Source organism: Pseudomonas sp. SH10-3B, from assembly GCF_019891415.1.
In the GTDB taxonomy this organism is placed as follows: domain Bacteria; phylum Pseudomonadota; class Gammaproteobacteria; order Pseudomonadales; family Pseudomonadaceae; genus Aquipseudomonas.
In genome coordinates, this window is sequence record NZ_JAFLXD010000015.1 from 74,119 (window position 1) to 88,448 (window position 14,330).

Sequence of the window (14,330 nt, forward strand, 5' to 3'; positions counted from 1 at the left end):
AATCAAATGTGGGAGGGTGCGAGTCGAATCGTCGCACCGCCCCTCCCACATTGGGTCCCGGTTTCTACTGGGCCAGCAGCGCTAGGCGCTCGCGCACCGAAGCCTCGATCCCAGCTTCATCCAGCCCGCACTCGGCCAGCATCTGCGCCGGTTTGGCGTGTTCGACATACGCATCCGGCAAGCCCAGGTGCAGCACCGACTTGAGGATATTTTCCCGCGCCAGGAACTCACTGACTGCCGCACCGGCACCGCCCATGATGGCGTTTTCTTCGACGGTCACCAGCAGCTCATGGCTAGCGGCGATTTCGCGGACCAGGGCTTCATCCAGCGGCTTGACGAAGCGCATGTCGACCACGGTGGCGTCGATCTTCTCGGCCACCTTGAGCGCTTCGGCCAATTGCACGCCAAACACCAGGAATGCAGCCTTGCTGCCCTGGCGACGCACAATGCCCTTGCCGATTTCAATCGGTTCCAGGTCTTTCTCGATCAGCGCATTCGGGCCATTGCCCCGTGGGTAACGCACGGCGGCCGGGCCGTTATACAGGTGGCCGGTGCTGAGCATCTTGCGCAGTTCGTTTTCGTCGCTCGGCGTCATCACCAGCATGCCGGGGATGCAACGCAAGTAGGACAAGTCGAAGCTGCCCGCGTGAGTCGGGCCGTCTTCACCGACTAAACCGGCGCGGTCGATGGCAAACAGCACGTCGAGGTTCTGCACCGCGACGTCATGCACCAACTGATCGTAACCGCGCTGCAGGAACGTTGAGTAGATCGCCACCACCGGCTTGGCGCCTTCGCAGGCCATACCGGCCGCGAACGTGACAGCGTGCTGCTCGGCAATGGCCACGTCGAAATAGCGCAGCGGGAAACGCTCGCTGAACGCCACCAGGTCGGAGCCTTCCTTCATCGCCGGGGTAATGCCCACCAGGCGCGGGTCGGCGGTGGCCATGTCACACAGCCATTCGCCGAACACGCCGGAGTACTTCGGCCCGCTGGCTTTTTTCGGCGCAGCGGCGGGGGCGTCCACCGGTTCCAGCTTGGTGATCGCGTGGTAGCCGATCGGGTCGACTTCCGCCGGCGCGAAGCCTTTGCCTTTCTTGGTGACGATATGCAGGAACTGCGGGCCCTTGAGGTCGCGCATGTTGCGCAGCGTGGCAATCAGGGTCGGCAGGTCATGGCCGTCGATGGGGCCGATGTAGTTCCAGCCCAGTTCTTCGAACAGCGTGCCGGGGACCAGCATGCCCTTGGCATACTCTTCGGTACGCCGGGCAATTTCCCACGCGCCAGGCAGGCGGGAGAGCACTTTCTTGCTGCCTTCGCGCATGCTGGCATAGGTGCGGCTGGAGAGAATCTTGGCCAGGTAATTGGACAGTCCACCGACATTGCGCGAGATCGACATGTCGTTGTCGTTCAGGATCACCAACATGTTGGCGTTCACTTCCGGCGCATGGTTCAGCGCTTCGAAGGCCATGCCGGCGGTCAGCGCGCCATCACCGATCACGGCAATCGCCTTGCGGTCGCTGCCTTGCAGGCGGGCGGCAATCGCCATGCCCAGCGCTGCGCTGATCGAGGTGCTGGAGTGGCCGACGCCAAAGGTGTCGTACTCGCTTTCCGAGCGGCGCGGGAAGGCGGCAACACCGTCTTTCTGGCGCAGAGTCGCCATGCGCTCGCGGCGGCCCGTGAGGATCTTGTGCGGATACGCCTGATGGCCCACGTCCCACACCAGCCGGTCATCCGGGGTGTCGAACACGTAGTGCAGCGCGATGGTCAGCTCGATGACGCCCAGGCCGGCACCGAAATGCCCACCGGTCTGGCCGACCGTGTAGAGCAATTCCAGGCGCAACTCATCGGCCAGGGTTTCCAGCTCGGCTTCACCCAGACGACGCAGGCCGTCCGGCGTGGCAGCACGGTCGAGCAGGGGCGTGGACGGGCGCTTGCGGGGAATCTCTTGAAACGTCGTGGGCATCAGGCGAATCGTTATAGGTATAGAAGAGGCGGCAGTTTACCTCAAGCATCGCAAACTGCCCACGCAGAGCGCCGAACTTGGCTGATATGCGGCTGCAATGGCCGCCGTAATCAGTGGCGGCGTTCGACGATATACCGCGCCAGGTCACGCAGCGGCTCGGCCGCCGCGTCGAAAGGTCGCAGGGCATCCAGCGCTTGATCGCGTAGTTCGATGGCGTAGGCCTTGGCGGCTTCCAGTCCGAGCAGTGCAGGATAAGTCGGTTTGTCCCGTGCGATATCGGCACCTTGGCGTTTGCCCAGGGTCGCGGTATCGCTTTCCACGTCGAGAATATCGTCCTGCACCTGGAACGCCAGGCCCACGGCCCGGGAATAGGTCTGCAGCGCCGTGAGTTGCGCGGTTTCGGCACGCCCGCTGGCCAGGGCGCCCAGGTGGACGGCGGCTTCGATCAGCGCGCCGGTCTTGTGGCGATGCATGTGTTCAAGGGCCTTTTGATCCAGCTTGAGGCTGACCGAACCCATGTCGATCGCCTGTCCGCCGACCATGCCCGCAGGGCCGGCAGCCAGGGCCAGGGCCGTGACCATGCGCAGGCGGATCTCGGCGTTGACGCTGCTCAAACGTGGGTCCAGCAACGCGCTGAACGCCAGGCTCTGCAAGCCATCACCGGCCAGGATCGCATAGGCTTCATCAAAGGCTTTATGGGTGGTGGGCTGGCCGCGGCGCAGATCGTCATCGTCCATCGCCGGTAAATCGTCGTGTACCAGGGAATACGCGTGAATCAACTCGACCGCACAGGCTGCACCGTTGGCCTGCTCGGCCGGCGCGCCCAGCGCTTCACAGGCCGCATAGGCCAGCAATGGGCGCACACGCTTGCCGCCATTCATCACGCTGTAGCGCATGGCTTCATAGAGGCGCTTCATTTCCGGGCTTGGCGCAACAAACAAGGGCTCCAGCGCCGCATTCACCCGGGCTTGGCTACTGGCCTGATACGCGTCGATCATTCCGGCTGTTCCGCATCGAAAGGTTCTTCGGCCAACTCCCCGTCACGCTCCAGCAACACCTGGACCTTCTGCTCCGCCTGCGCCAACGCGCTCTGGCAGTCACGGGTCAGGCCGATGCCTTGCTCAAACGCCGTCAGCGAGTCCTCCAGCGACAACTCGCCGTTCTCCAGACGCTCGACCAATGTTTGCAGGTCGGCGAGGGATTGTTCGAAATCGAGTGCAACTTTTTTGCGGGCCATGGCGGCTATTCCGGTAGACGGTAAACCGGCGCGACACTAGCAGACATGGGGATTCTGGGCAAATGAGCGGGCAAATGAGTGGGGTGTCACTCGCCCCCTGTATTGACCTGATAACGCGTGCTGCGGCCGCCTACGGGGAGACGGAATCTGCGCCATGGCCTGCTGCACGCTGCGTAACAGGGTTTTAAGGAACCACTCGAGTTGGACGCTCGGTTGAATAACGAAAGCCTGCTTTTCAGGGCAGGCTTATCGCGAATCTCGGCTGGCTTACTTCTGGTGAGCCGTCAGCGCCGCATATCCATTCATCAAGTTGCGATAGTTGGGAATGCGCTGGGACAACAGATTGCCCAGGCCTTCGATATCGTTGCGCCAGTCGCGGTGCAGCTCACACGCCACCGAGAACCAGTTCATCAACTGCGCACCGGCCTGGGTCATCCGGCTCCACGCGGCCTGCTGCACCGTGGTGTTGAACGTGCCGGAGGCATCGGTCACCACAAACACCTCAAACCCTTCCGCCAGCGCCGACAAGGTCGGGAACGCTACGCACACATCCGTGACTACACCGGCAATGATGATCTGCTTGCGGCCGGTGGCCTTGATCGCCTTGACGAAGTCTTCGTTGTCCCAGGCATTGATCTGGCCTGGGCGGGCGATGTACGGCGCGTCCGGGAACATCTCTTTCAACTCAGGTACCAGCGGGCCGTTGGGGCCTTGTTCGAAGCTGGTGGTGAGGATGGTCGGCAGGTTGAAGAACTTCGCCAGGTCAGCCAGGGCCAGCACGTTGTTCTTGAACTCGTTGGGCGAGAAGTCCTGGACCAGGGAAATCAGACCGGTCTGGTGGTCGACCAGCAGAACTACGGCGTCGTCTTTGTTCAAGCGGTTGTAGGTTGGAGTGCTCATGGTTGAATCCTTTTTTGTTTAGGTTGGTTGGGCGTTGCGTTCAACATGGGCACAGATTAATGGGTGGGTGCTGGGGGATAAATCGGCTGGAAAGGGTAATACCGTCAACTCAAATGAGACAATTCATGAATTGTCAGTAGGACTGATCTTTTTAGCGCTCGGGAAAGTAAGTCAAAAAATCTCACGCGTGAGCTATTGAGTGTGGCAAAAAATGCCTGTAGATTTTCTCACGCGTGAGTTTTTCACAGCGAGGTCAGTACCATGAAAAGCAGCTCTCCATCGAGCCCGTCCGCCGGGACCGATATCGATTCAACAAGCATTCAGGGAGAGCGCTCGAAGCCGTCCGCCAAAAAGCCATCGAGCTTTTACATGAAGCAGATGCGTGCAGGCCTGGCGGCCGCCGGCTATGTGAAACACGAGACTTGGGTGCTTCCCGAAAACCGAAGCTTGCTCAAGCAGATGGAGAAACAGCTTCGCCAGCCGATTCTGGCTGGCTCATTCATGTCGGAGAATTTCATGAGCGCAGGTACCAACTGGAATATCGAAAGCCTCTTCACCGCTCTTCAGGCCCTGGACGACGTGGTGTCCAAGGACATTACGCTTTCTCTCGTGCAAGGCTCCGAGTCCAGCATCAAGCTGGAAATGAACGACTTCGGCGGCTTGCCGATTTACATCGCGGTGGTGGGTGAGCAGATCATCGTTGACACCGTTCTGGTCGATGTCGAGTCCATCAACGATGTCGCAAAATTCAATGACGCGGTGTTGCGCAGCCGGGAAATGTTCCCGCTGTCCTCCATCGGTATCGAGTCCATGCCTAACGGGCAAGTGGTCTACAACATGTTCGGTGCGTTGAGCTCCGACTCCAGTCTGACCAATATCGTCACCGAGGTGAAAACCCTGGTCGACAACGTGCAGCGCGCCAGCGAAGCCTTCGAACGTTTCTTCAATTAAGTATTCGGGAGTATCCAATGACTCAGTCCATCTGGAGCAAATTGTTCACCGCGCTGCGTGGCGGTGCCAACGAAGTCGGCGAATCGATCGTCGACCAGCAGGCCCTGCGCATCCTCGATCAGGAAATTCGCGATGCCGACACCGCGCTGGCCAACGCCAAGCGTGAGTTGGTCAGCATTATGGCCAAGCACAAATTGGCGACTGATCGCGTCAACGAGTACGACGCCAAGATCAAGGACCTGGAGTCCAAGGCAGTGGCTGCCCTGCAGGCCAATCGTGAAGACCTCGCCCTGGAAGTGGCCGAAGCCATTTCGAGCCTGACCAACGAGCGGGATGTCGAGCATAAACAAGCCACCGAGTTCGGTGGCTATGCGGAAGGCATGCGCAAGGACATCACCAAGGCTGAAAGCCGGATCAAAAGCCTGCGCCAGCAAGTGGATATGGCCAAGGCGCGCGACAGCGTACAGAAGGCCCAGGTCAGCGCCTCCATCGCCAGCGGTGGTGCCAACGGCAAGCTGGAAACTGCCGTCGGTACGCTCAACCGTTTGCAGGCCAAGCAGCAGCAACGCGCCGCTGAGCTGCAAGCCCAGGATGAGTTGGCAGATGCATCGACCGGGACCGACCTGGAGCGCAAGCTGCGCGACGCCGGCATCACGCCGAACGAAGGCAGCGCCAATGCGATTCTGGAGCGTCTGAAGCAAAAGTCGGCGGAGTAAGCAACGTCGCCGCAGGAAGGGCAGTGTCTGCCCTTCTTTTTTTACGTCGAGGTCAGGATGGACGCCCTGAAGGGTTTCAAGACAATCGCAGGCCTGGCCCTCTTCATGGTCGCGCTGCAACTGCTTAATGTGGCGACCGGTTACAGCCTCATGGCGTTCGGCCTGATCCCGAGAACGCTGCAGGGGCTGCCCGGCATCCTCACCTCGCCGTTTTTGCATGGGTCGTTCGCTCACCTGAGCGCGAACCTGGTTGCCTTTTTGATCCTGGGCACCCTGGTGATTATCGAAGGGCTCAATCGGTTCGTTACCGTCAGCGCGATCATTATCCTGCTGGGCGGTTCGTTGGTCTGGCTGTTCGGGTTTGCGGGCATACACGTGGGGGCCAGCGGTTGGGTATTCGGACTATGGGCCTATTTGTTGTCTCGCGCCTGGTTTCACAGGAGCTGGAGCAACCTGATTACGGCCGCTGTCGTGGCGGTGCTGTATGGCGGCCTGATCCTTGGCTTCCTGCCTCGTCAGGGTGTTTCCTTCGAGGGGCATCTGTTTGGTGCATTCGCCGGATTTATTGCAGCCAAGGTACTTCTCTCCAAGCCACGCAGCAGGTTTAATGCCGGCTGAACGCACTTGAGCATCCAGACGTCGATGCGGTGGCGTCATCGGGAATCAAGTACCCAGGGAGTCAGGGACGGAATGTCGATTTTTCTTTTGCTGCGCATGTACGCCTCCTCCCTCTTTCACCGTTTCGGCTGGGCAGGCCTGGTCGTTGCCTTGGGTGTACACCTGAGCACGGCTTATCTGGGCCTGGTGTATCTGGGCGAGCAACACCTCACCGCTCCCGCCACGTTTGTTTACTTCTATCTCACCACCACGCTGACCGTCGGCTATGGCGATCTTGCGCCACAGACCTCGGCGGGGCGCGTGTTTGTGGCAACCTGGGTCATGCTCGGGGGCATTGCGCTGCTGACGGCAGCCATCGGCAAAACCACCAGCACTGTCATCGATGCATGGAGAAAAGGCATGAAGGGCAAAGGCGATTTCACCGGCAAGGTTGGCCATACCGTGCTCATTGGCTGGGAGGGCGCGTCCAGTGAACGGGTCATCGAGTTGTTGCTTCAAGACGAAACCTCGAACGACAACCTGATCGTCATCTGCGATTGCACCCTCGACGAAAACCCGATGCCGGGCAAAGCGGCGTTCATCCGTGGTGAAAGCCTGTCCTCCACAGCGTTATTGCTGCGTGCCGGTGTGCCCGGCGCCGAGCGTGTGCTGGTGCGAACCCCGTCTGATGATCTGACGCTGGCCACCGTGCTGGCGGTGAATCAATTGAGTCCGGTCGGGCATGTGGTCGCCCACTTCAATGAAAGTGAAATTGCCGCACTGGCCAGTTCCTACGCCCCCAGTCTGGAATGCACGTCAAGCATGGCCATCGAGATGTTGGTGCGCGCCTCTCAGGATCCGGGCTCGTCGGTGGTCATTAATGAGCTGCTGTGCGTGGGGGAGGGTGCCACCCAATACCTGATGAAATTGCCCGAGGTCTTTGAGGCCACGTTCGGCGATCTGTACACCCAAATGAAAGAACGCCACAACGCCACCCTCATCGGCTATCGCGCCAAAGGTGCCCAGCAACCCTCGATCAACCCGCCCAGCGCCACGCGCGTTGAAGGTGGCGAACTCTTCTACATCGCCTCCACCCGCCTCAAGGAAATCTCCAATGGGATGGTTTAAACAGTTGATGGGGCTTGAGGCCCCGCAAGCGAATACGCACTCGAAAGGCGCCGCCGCCGAACCCCTGCCGACCACCGGGCCGCTGGGCCTGGCTCCGGGCAAAGGCGTGATATTCGACACGACCCTGAAGTTGTTGCTCGACGGGAAGACTACGGTGGTTATCCCCGGCTCCCAGGAAATCTGGAGCAACGGCACCGTTGACCTCGGGCAGTCGACCTGGCTGTCGCGCTACTACATGAACGACGAAGACTACTGGTTGCAGGTGCACACCACGGGCGACATCGCCGGGCAGGTCGAGTCAGTGATCCTGTTCAACTACCTCAGTTACGTCCCCGTCAGCAGCGAAGCCGAGCTGCGCCGGCTGGCGGGGCCGCAGAGTCAGATCGGTTTGCCGACCTACACCCACAATGGCGTCGAGTACACGCGCGTGTGGGGCAGCGAGGATGGCCAGACGGAATTGGTGGCCATGAGCGAGCACGTGATAAACCCCGAGGACTCCTACAGCGTCGAGCACCGTTCGATGCTATATGCCCGTGACACAGGCCTGACCGATCGACGCGAGTTTCTGCTGTTCTCTGTCGAAGAAGACGCTGAAGGCACCGTCAGCCTGAGCACGTCGCTGGGCATTTCGCTGTACACAACCGACTTGAATGCGCTCTAAAAAAGGAAGAAGTCCATGCTAGAAGCTCTCTCCATCTCCCTAAACAAAGCTGCGGTGTTCGGGTTTGTCACCTACATCCTGGGGGCCGCAGTGGTGTTTGCGCTGTTCCAGTTCATCTACACCCGCGTCACCCCGCACAAAGAGTTCGAACTGATCCGTGCCGGCAACGTTTCCGCAGCAGTCGCCCTGGGCGGCGCCATCATTGGTTTCGCCATTCCGGCCAGCAACGTGATTGCCTACTCGATCAGCATCCTCGACTTCGTCGTCTGGGCGGTGATCGCAGCCGTCGTCCAACTGTTGGCGTTTCTGCTGACCAGCCTCGTGCTCAAAGGCACTTCCGAGCGCATCAAGAGAGGCGAGCTCGCAGCGGGCATCTACGTGGCCGCCGTGGCCATCAGCGTCGGCATGTTGAATGCCGCCTGCATGACGCCTACCCAGAACTGATTGCGCACGGAGCTCCCGATGAAACGAAGCAAGTACGTCCAGCTTTCGCTGGCAGCGTCGGTCGCCATGGCGATATCCGGCTGTGGGCCGACGGAAAAAACCTACGATTTGCAGAAAAAGTACAACTTCCAGTCGGTTCAGCAATGTGCCGATGAAAAACTTCCGGTGGACGTCTGCTCGGACGCCTACATGACCGCCATGGCCGAGCATCGCCGCATCGCCCCGGTATACGCGAGCCAGGCCGATTGCGATGCCGATTTTGTCGCCGGCTGGTGCCAGTTGGACTCCAATGGCCAGTTCATTCCCAAGCTGGGCGGTTTTGAACTGACCGCTGAAGGCCAGGTGACACAATCCCAGGTCGACGCTGCCAACGCTCAGGCGGGTAACTCTCAGGCAAGCAGCGGCGGCTCCGGCTTCTCCACCAGCAGCCTGCTGACCGGGCTGCTGATCGGCAACATGCTGAGCAACAATCGCAACAGCTACCGCTCTGAGCCGGTGTACCGCTATCGCGATGATCGCGGTGAGTACGGCAACTCGACGCTCAATCAGCGTGTCTCCAATGGCGCGACGTTTGGCCGCTCGAATCAAGCCCGGTACGGCAGCAGCAATTACACCAACACGCTGCGCACCTCCAGCAAGTCGAGCTCCGTAGCGTCGGCCACCTCCCGTGGCGGCTTCGGCAGCAAGGCCAGCGCACGCAGCGGCTGGGGCGGCGGGTCAAGCAGTTAAGGAAACCGGGTCATGAAGAAAATCCATTGCGCAGAGCGTGATGACTGGAAACAGACGGCTGAAAACCTTGGCTTTCTGTTCCATACCATCGACGACGAACCCTACTGGGACGAGAGCGCGTATTACCAGTTCACGCTCAAGCAAATTGAGCACGACCTCGAAGACCCGACCACCGAGATCCACGACATGTGCATGGACCTCGTCTCCCGCGTGGTCCAGAGCGAAGAACTGCTCGAACGCCTGAGCATTCCCGCGCCCTTCTTCGACATGATCCGAACCTCCTGGCTCGAAGGCCACCCGCACCTGTACGGGCGCATGGACTTCTCCTACAACGGCACCGGGCCCGCCAAACTGCTGGAACTCAACTACGACACCCCCACCAGCCTCTACGAGGCGGCTGCGTTCCAATGGGGCTGGCTGGAGCAATGCATCGAACGCGGCCTGCTGCCCAAGCATGCCGACCAGTTCAACAGCATCGACACCAAGCTGCACCAGGCTTTCGCTCAACTGCAGGTCAACCAGCCTTTCTACTTCGCCTCGATGAAAGACTCGGTCGAAGACAAAGGCACCACCGACTACCTGCGCCTCGTCGCGGAAAAAGTCGGCATCGAATCGCGCCACATCGACATCGAAGACATCGGCCTGACCAGCGAAGGCCGCTTCGTCGACCTCCAGGATCGCTGGATTCCCCACCTGTTCAAACTGCACGCCTGGGAGTTCATCTTCCACGAGCCCTTCGGCGCCGCGATTGCCGAGAGCGACACCCAGTTTTTCGAGCCTGCGTGGAAATCCATCATTTCCAACAAAGGCATCCTGCCGCTGCTGTGGGAATTCAACAAAGGCCACCCGAATTTGCTCGCGGCCCACCTGGATACCGACCTGGGCAAAGCCGTGCCAAAGGGCTGGGTGCGCAAGCCGTTTTTCTCGCGGGAAGGGGCGAACATCGAGCTGCAAACGGCTGATGGGCTGATTGTGAAAGAGGACGGGCCCTACACGGATGCGCCGTTTATCCTTCAGGAGTTCGCACCGCTGCCGCGGTTTGGGGACAGCTATACGTTGATTGGGTCCTGGGTGATTGGGGACCAGGCGGCGGGGATTGGGGTGCGGGAGGATAATAGTTTGATTACCAAGGATTCGAGCCGGTTTTTGCCGCATTTGATATTGGATTGAGGCTGGAGCTTAAAGGGTCAGCAGGGCTGATCTCTCTGTGCGCATTGAATCGATGGTGCGCCTCGGGTGGCTGTATTGCCTTTATTGTAGAAATGACGCAATTGGTGGCGGATTGTGCTCTTGGGGCATACAGCATAGATAATGCCGCTGAGAGACAGACGAGGCGATAGCCTGCCCGTTTTGGCTATTCAATGATCCAACAGCTGTTGGATCATTTTGGTTTGTGGTTCTTGTGGGCATTAAAAAGCCGGCTTGTGGCCGGCTTCTCTGTGACTGCCTCAGCTTGTTTTTGACAAACCTCAGCAGCCTTCAAATCGCTCAGCCCACATTGCGTCGGGCTGAATAGTAGGGGCATCCGCGGGAACTCCTCCGCATCGCCGAGCAGGGTGGATAGCGCAACGCAACCCCCTGCCAAATGTGCGGCGCATGATACCCACATTCGCCTCAGTTGCCCACCTCCGGTTCCGATTTAGAGCCTTCCCAGCTCAAAAGATGCTCATCCAGCGGCACGGGTGGGCGGCGGTTGTTGAGGGTGGACCACCAGAACACCCACCCCACGATCTGGAAGTTCTGCTCAAACCGTTGTTCGTGCGTCAGGTATTCATCCGGGTGTTCGCCGGCGTTGTGGCTGCGCATGCGCAAACCACCCCCTGGGCGGTTGTAGAGGTATTTGATGCGTAGCATTCCATCGTGTTCGACGGCGTAGATTTCGCCGTCGATGATTTGGGTGCGGCCTTTGTCGATGGCGAGGGTGGCGCCTTGTTGAATGATGTCGATCATGCTGTTGTCGACCATGTAGGCGCCCAGTGCACGGTCGGGGTTTACGTTGAGGGTTTCGAGGGTGTGCAGGGAGACGCGGATGCGTTCGGTTGAGGTGAAGGTGGGGTGGAGGGGGATCTCCACGTCGATTTTTTCCGGGGAGCAGGCGGGGCCTGAGAGGTATTTGCCGCTTCCTTCGCGGGTGGTGGGCAGTCCTTTTCTGGTTTCCGGGCCTTCGAGCAGGAAGTTGGCCGGTGGGTGTTTGGGGCCTTCGCCGGTGCGCAGCCAACGGTTGGAGACGCATAGCAGTTCTGCGATCTCGTTGAGTCGGCCCATGGGCACGCCGCGTTTGAACCAGTTGTTCACGTGTTGGGGCGTGACACCACGGTTCTTGGCGAAGTCGGAGGCGGAAAGATGAACTTCCCGTAATAGTGCTTTTAAACGATCACCTGATGTATTCATAAACGCAGAGTTTACTGGCCAAGAAATCTAATCAAATAAACCATGCGTTGAATTGCGCGTGTAGGTTTTGGCTTAGTTGTGGCCTGATCTTTCAGTTGTTCTGCTTAGTTCAACGTTGCGTGTTAATCGGTGAACTTTATGTTTAATTTTTCCCACAAAAAAAGCCCCGAATAATCGGGGCTTTTTCAATTGCCGAGGCAATGAATAGCAGGTATCAGCCTTTGTAGGCCGCAACCGACTTCAGGATCTCGGCGCGGGCGGCGTCTGCGTTGCCCCAGCCTTCGATCTTCACCCATTTGCCTTTTTCGAGGTCTTTGTAGTTCTCGAAGAAGTGCTTGATCTGTTCCAGCAGCAGTGCCGGCAGGTCGGTGTATTCCTTCACGTCCACGTACAGCTGGGACAACTTGTCGTGAGGCACAGCGATAACTTTGGCATCGCCGCCGCCGTCGTCGGTCATGTGCAGGATGCCGACCGGACGGGCGCGAATAACCGAGCCTGGGGCAACCGGGTAAGGGGTTACGACCAGCACGTCGAGGGGGTCACCGTCGTCGGCCAGGGTGTTAGGGATAAAACCGTAGTTGGCCGGGTAGAACATCGGGGTGGCCATGAAACGGTCAACGAACAGGCAGTCGCTGTCTTTGTCGATTTCGTATTTGATCGGCGCGTGGTTGGCCGGAATCTCGATGGCGACGTAGATGTCGTTCGGCAGGTCTTTGCCAGCCGGAATCTTGCTGTAGCTCATTGGGCGTTGCCCCCGTAGTTGGCCATATGACATGACCGGATTGGCCTAAAAGTGGCGGCGATTATAGGCATATTCTGACGGCGATGCCATGCGCCAGACGTCGTACAGTCATTCGCCTTGTGGCTGATAGCGCGGGTCGTGCGCTTGCAGTTGGGTCAGGCGGGCCAGGGGATCCTGGCGATAAAAGCGGCTGAGTTGGGCGTACACCTGAGGATAACTATTGACCAGTAAATCCGGGGCGCTGAAAAAATATTCGCTGGTGACAGCAAAGAACTCCGCCGGATTTTCCGCCGCGTAGGGGTCTATCTCCGTCTCGGCATCGGGATTGGCGTCCAGTTGGCGATTGAGGTCGTCATAAGCACCCTGCATCACACTGGCCCACTCTTGCACACGCATGTCGTGGTGCAGCGGCGGCAGACCGTTCGCGTCGCCGTTGAGCATGTCGAGCTTATGCGCCAGTTCGTGGATCACCAGGTTGTAGCCTTCCCACTGACCGCTGGCCAGTACGCCGGGCCAGGCGAGGATCACCGGGCCTTGCTGCCAGGCCTCGCCGCTGTGTTCGCCGTCCCACTCGTGTTCGATGCCGCTGCTGTCGCGGTGGCGCTGAGGGCTGAGGAAGTCGTCGGGGTACAGCACGATTTCATGGAAACCCTGGTACCAGTCGAGGTCGCCGAGGTTCATCAGCGGCAATTGCGCCTGGGCGGCGAGCAGCAGGCGTTGTTCCTGGTGCAGGTCGACGCCGGGGAGGGCGGTGAGGTGTTTTTCGGCGAGGAACACCACGCTGGCTTCGCGCAGCCACTGGTCCTGCTCGGCGCTGATGCCGTCGAGGAAGGTCAGGTGGTGGCGCACCCGCTGCCAGGTGTCATCGGCAATCGGGTGCTTGGCCAGCAGGCGCCGGCGACGCCAGGCGCTGAGGGACCACATGCCGGGTTACTGCGGCTTGGCTTCTGAAGACGTGCGACCAAAGCGGCTGCGGAACACGCCAATGATCATCGGCACCAGCGACAGCAGGATGATGAACACCACCAGCAGCGAGAGGTTTTTCTTGATAAATGGCACGTTGCCGAAGAAGTAGCCGAGGGTCACCAGGCCGCCGACCCAGAGGATAGTCCCCAGCACGCTGAAGCCAAAGAAACGTGGGTATGGCATTTTCGCGATGCCGGCGACGAACGGTGCAAAGGTACGCAGGATCGGCAGGAAGCGCGCCAGGGTCACGGTTTTGCCGCCGTGCTTGTCATAGAAATCGTGGGTTTTTTGCAGGTAGTCGCGGCGGAAGATTTTCGAGTTCGGGTTGCTGAACAGGCGTTCTCCCGCCGTTCGCCCGATCACGTAATTGGTACTGTCGCCGAGAATCGCCGCCAGCATCAGCAGGCCGCCCAACAATACCGGGTCCATGCCGCCGCCCGCAGCGACGGCGCCGGCGATAAACAGCAGCGAATCACCCGGCAGGAACGGCATGACCACCAGGCCGGTTTCACAAAAGATGACCAGGAACAGAATGGCGTATATCCACGGACCATAGTTGGTTACCAGCATGTCGAGGTACACGTCGAGATGCAGGATAAGGTCGAGCGGGTTGAAATCCATGGATGGCACCTGTGTGAACGGCCCGACTCGGCAGGCCTGTGCGGAAGCTCGGGTAATAAGGCTACACGTTTATGTAGTGTTTCTTACAACCCTGAAAGGTCCGCATTATACGGATTGAGAGGTGAAAAGCGTGTTGGTTTTGTAGCGGGGGATGTCGCAGTACACGGTGCGCTGGGCGCCTCATAACCCACTGTGGGAGGGGCTTGCTACCGATGAGGCCGTGTCAGTTATAAATAGTCTGACTGAACAGCCGCTATCGGGGGCATGCCCCTCCCACAGGGAGT

The 14,330-nt window shown here is 59.5% G+C and carries 16 protein-coding genes; 8 read left to right on the forward strand and 8 right to left on the reverse strand.

Annotation, left to right across the window (positions count from 1 at the left end; translation table 11 throughout):
* Positions 1-64 precede the first annotated feature (64 nt).
* The 4 genes from dxs to ycaC form a co-directional block, all read right to left on the reverse strand.
* Positions 65-1,963, reverse strand: a complete 1,899-nt coding sequence (gene dxs / locus J1G35_RS13870; protein WP_053138208.1) for a 1-deoxy-D-xylulose-5-phosphate synthase — start codon at positions 1,961-1,963, stop codon at positions 65-67.
* A gap of 110 nt (positions 1,964-2,073) precedes the next feature.
* Positions 2,074-2,961 (reverse strand): (2E,6E)-farnesyl diphosphate synthase, encoded by an 888-nt coding sequence (gene ispA, locus J1G35_RS13875; RefSeq protein WP_223015216.1) that lies wholly within the window; start codon positions 2,959-2,961, stop codon positions 2,074-2,076.
* Positions 2,958-3,200 (reverse strand): exodeoxyribonuclease VII small subunit, encoded by a 243-nt coding sequence (locus J1G35_RS13880; RefSeq protein WP_003176346.1) that lies wholly within the window; start codon positions 3,198-3,200, stop codon positions 2,958-2,960. Before J1G35_RS13880 ends, ispA begins: the two co-directional genes overlap by 4 nt.
* 267 nt (positions 3,201-3,467) lie before the next feature.
* Positions 3,468-4,100 (reverse strand): isochorismate family cysteine hydrolase YcaC, encoded by a 633-nt coding sequence (gene ycaC / locus J1G35_RS13885; protein WP_027605204.1) that lies wholly within the window; start codon positions 4,098-4,100, stop codon positions 3,468-3,470.
* Between the two features lie 369 nt (positions 4,101-4,469).
* On the opposite strand from ycaC, the gene J1G35_RS13890 reads away from it, so the two are divergent.
* The 8 genes from J1G35_RS13890 (at position 4,470) to J1G35_RS13925 (ending at position 10,496) form a co-directional block, all read left to right on the forward strand.
* A complete protein-coding gene (locus J1G35_RS13890; RefSeq protein WP_223015217.1) occupies positions 4,470-5,051 on the forward strand; it encodes a YjfI family protein in 582 nt (193 codons plus the stop codon).
* A gap of 17 nt (positions 5,052-5,068) precedes the next feature.
* Positions 5,069-5,767, forward strand: coding sequence for a PspA/IM30 family protein (locus tag J1G35_RS13895; RefSeq protein WP_053138203.1), 699 nt, complete (start codon positions 5,069-5,071; stop codon positions 5,765-5,767).
* Positions 5,768-5,824: 57 nt separating this feature from the next.
* A complete protein-coding gene (locus J1G35_RS13900; RefSeq protein WP_223015218.1) occupies positions 5,825-6,385 on the forward strand; it encodes a rhomboid family intramembrane serine protease in 561 nt (186 codons plus the stop codon).
* Between the two features lie 72 nt (positions 6,386-6,457).
* Positions 6,458-7,492, forward strand: coding sequence for an ion channel (locus J1G35_RS13905; protein ID WP_223015219.1), 1,035 nt, complete (start codon positions 6,458-6,460; stop codon positions 7,490-7,492).
* On the forward strand, positions 7,479-8,153 hold the full coding sequence (locus J1G35_RS13910) for a DUF2491 family protein (protein ID WP_223015220.1): 675 nt from the start codon (positions 7,479-7,481) through the stop codon (positions 8,151-8,153). The genes J1G35_RS13905 and J1G35_RS13910 overlap by 14 nt, the downstream gene beginning before the upstream one ends.
* Before the next feature lie 15 nt (positions 8,154-8,168).
* Entirely contained in the window at positions 8,169-8,597 is a 429-nt protein-coding gene (locus tag J1G35_RS13915; protein ID WP_053138190.1) for a DUF350 domain-containing protein, read from the forward strand.
* A gap of 18 nt (positions 8,598-8,615) precedes the next feature.
* A complete protein-coding gene (locus J1G35_RS13920; protein WP_223015221.1) occupies positions 8,616-9,326 on the forward strand; it encodes a DUF1190 domain-containing protein in 711 nt (236 codons plus the stop codon).
* 12 nt (positions 9,327-9,338) lie between these two features.
* Positions 9,339-10,496 (forward strand): glutathionylspermidine synthase family protein, encoded by a 1,158-nt coding sequence (locus J1G35_RS13925; protein WP_223015222.1) that lies wholly within the window; start codon positions 9,339-9,341, stop codon positions 10,494-10,496.
* A gap of 444 nt (positions 10,497-10,940) precedes the next feature.
* Here J1G35_RS13925 and J1G35_RS13930 read toward each other — a convergent pair whose 3' ends face one another.
* The 4 genes from J1G35_RS13930 to J1G35_RS13945 form a co-directional block, all read right to left on the reverse strand.
* On the reverse strand, positions 10,941-11,717 hold the full coding sequence (locus J1G35_RS13930; RefSeq protein ID WP_223015223.1) for a S24 family peptidase: 777 nt from the start codon (positions 11,715-11,717) through the stop codon (positions 10,941-10,943).
* 214 nt (positions 11,718-11,931) lie between these two features.
* The gene (gene ppa / locus J1G35_RS13935; protein WP_053138161.1) at positions 11,932-12,459 is read right to left on the reverse strand and encodes an inorganic diphosphatase; all 528 of its coding nucleotides are present in this window, start codon (positions 12,457-12,459) and stop codon (positions 11,932-11,934) included.
* Between the two features lie 108 nt (positions 12,460-12,567).
* Positions 12,568-13,383, reverse strand: a complete 816-nt coding sequence (locus tag J1G35_RS13940; protein ID WP_223015224.1) for a M90 family metallopeptidase — start codon at positions 13,381-13,383, stop codon at positions 12,568-12,570.
* Positions 13,384-13,389: 6 nt separating this feature from the next.
* Positions 13,390-14,046 (reverse strand): DedA family protein, encoded by a 657-nt coding sequence (locus J1G35_RS13945; protein WP_053138154.1) that lies wholly within the window; start codon positions 14,044-14,046, stop codon positions 13,390-13,392.
* Between the last annotated feature and the right edge of the window lie 284 nt (positions 14,047-14,330).

Bases quoted from the DNA above. Each gene is read 5' to 3' on its own strand.
- dxs (WP_053138208.1), bottom strand. From the start codon at position 1,963: ATGCCCACGACGTTTCAAGAGATTCCCCGCAAGCGCCCGTCCACGCCC.
- ispA (WP_223015216.1), bottom strand. From the start codon at position 2,961: ATGATCGACGCGTATCAGGCCAGTAGCCAAGCCCGGGTGAATGCGGCG.
- J1G35_RS13880 (WP_003176346.1), bottom strand. From the start codon at position 3,200: ATGGCCCGCAAAAAAGTTGCACTCGATTTCGAACAATCCCTCGCCGAC.
- ycaC (WP_027605204.1), bottom strand. From the start codon at position 4,100: ATGAGCACTCCAACCTACAACCGCTTGAACAAAGACGACGCCGTAGTT.
- J1G35_RS13890 (WP_223015217.1), top strand. From the start codon at position 4,470: ATGAAGCAGATGCGTGCAGGCCTGGCGGCCGCCGGCTATGTGAAACAC.
- J1G35_RS13895 (WP_053138203.1), top strand. From the start codon at position 5,069: ATGACTCAGTCCATCTGGAGCAAATTGTTCACCGCGCTGCGTGGCGGT.
- J1G35_RS13900 (WP_223015218.1), top strand. From the start codon at position 5,825: ATGGACGCCCTGAAGGGTTTCAAGACAATCGCAGGCCTGGCCCTCTTC.
- J1G35_RS13905 (WP_223015219.1), top strand. From the start codon at position 6,458: ATGTCGATTTTTCTTTTGCTGCGCATGTACGCCTCCTCCCTCTTTCAC.
- J1G35_RS13910 (WP_223015220.1), top strand. From the start codon at position 7,479: ATGGGATGGTTTAAACAGTTGATGGGGCTTGAGGCCCCGCAAGCGAAT.
- J1G35_RS13915 (WP_053138190.1), top strand. From the start codon at position 8,169: ATGCTAGAAGCTCTCTCCATCTCCCTAAACAAAGCTGCGGTGTTCGGG.
- J1G35_RS13920 (WP_223015221.1), top strand. From the start codon at position 8,616: ATGAAACGAAGCAAGTACGTCCAGCTTTCGCTGGCAGCGTCGGTCGCC.
- J1G35_RS13925 (WP_223015222.1), top strand. From the start codon at position 9,339: ATGAAGAAAATCCATTGCGCAGAGCGTGATGACTGGAAACAGACGGCT.
- J1G35_RS13930 (WP_223015223.1), bottom strand. From the start codon at position 11,717: ATGAATACATCAGGTGATCGTTTAAAAGCACTATTACGGGAAGTTCAT.
- ppa (WP_053138161.1), bottom strand. From the start codon at position 12,459: ATGAGCTACAGCAAGATTCCGGCTGGCAAAGACCTGCCGAACGACATC.
- J1G35_RS13940 (WP_223015224.1), bottom strand. From the start codon at position 13,383: ATGTGGTCCCTCAGCGCCTGGCGTCGCCGGCGCCTGCTGGCCAAGCAC.
- J1G35_RS13945 (WP_053138154.1), bottom strand. From the start codon at position 14,046: ATGGATTTCAACCCGCTCGACCTTATCCTGCATCTCGACGTGTACCTC.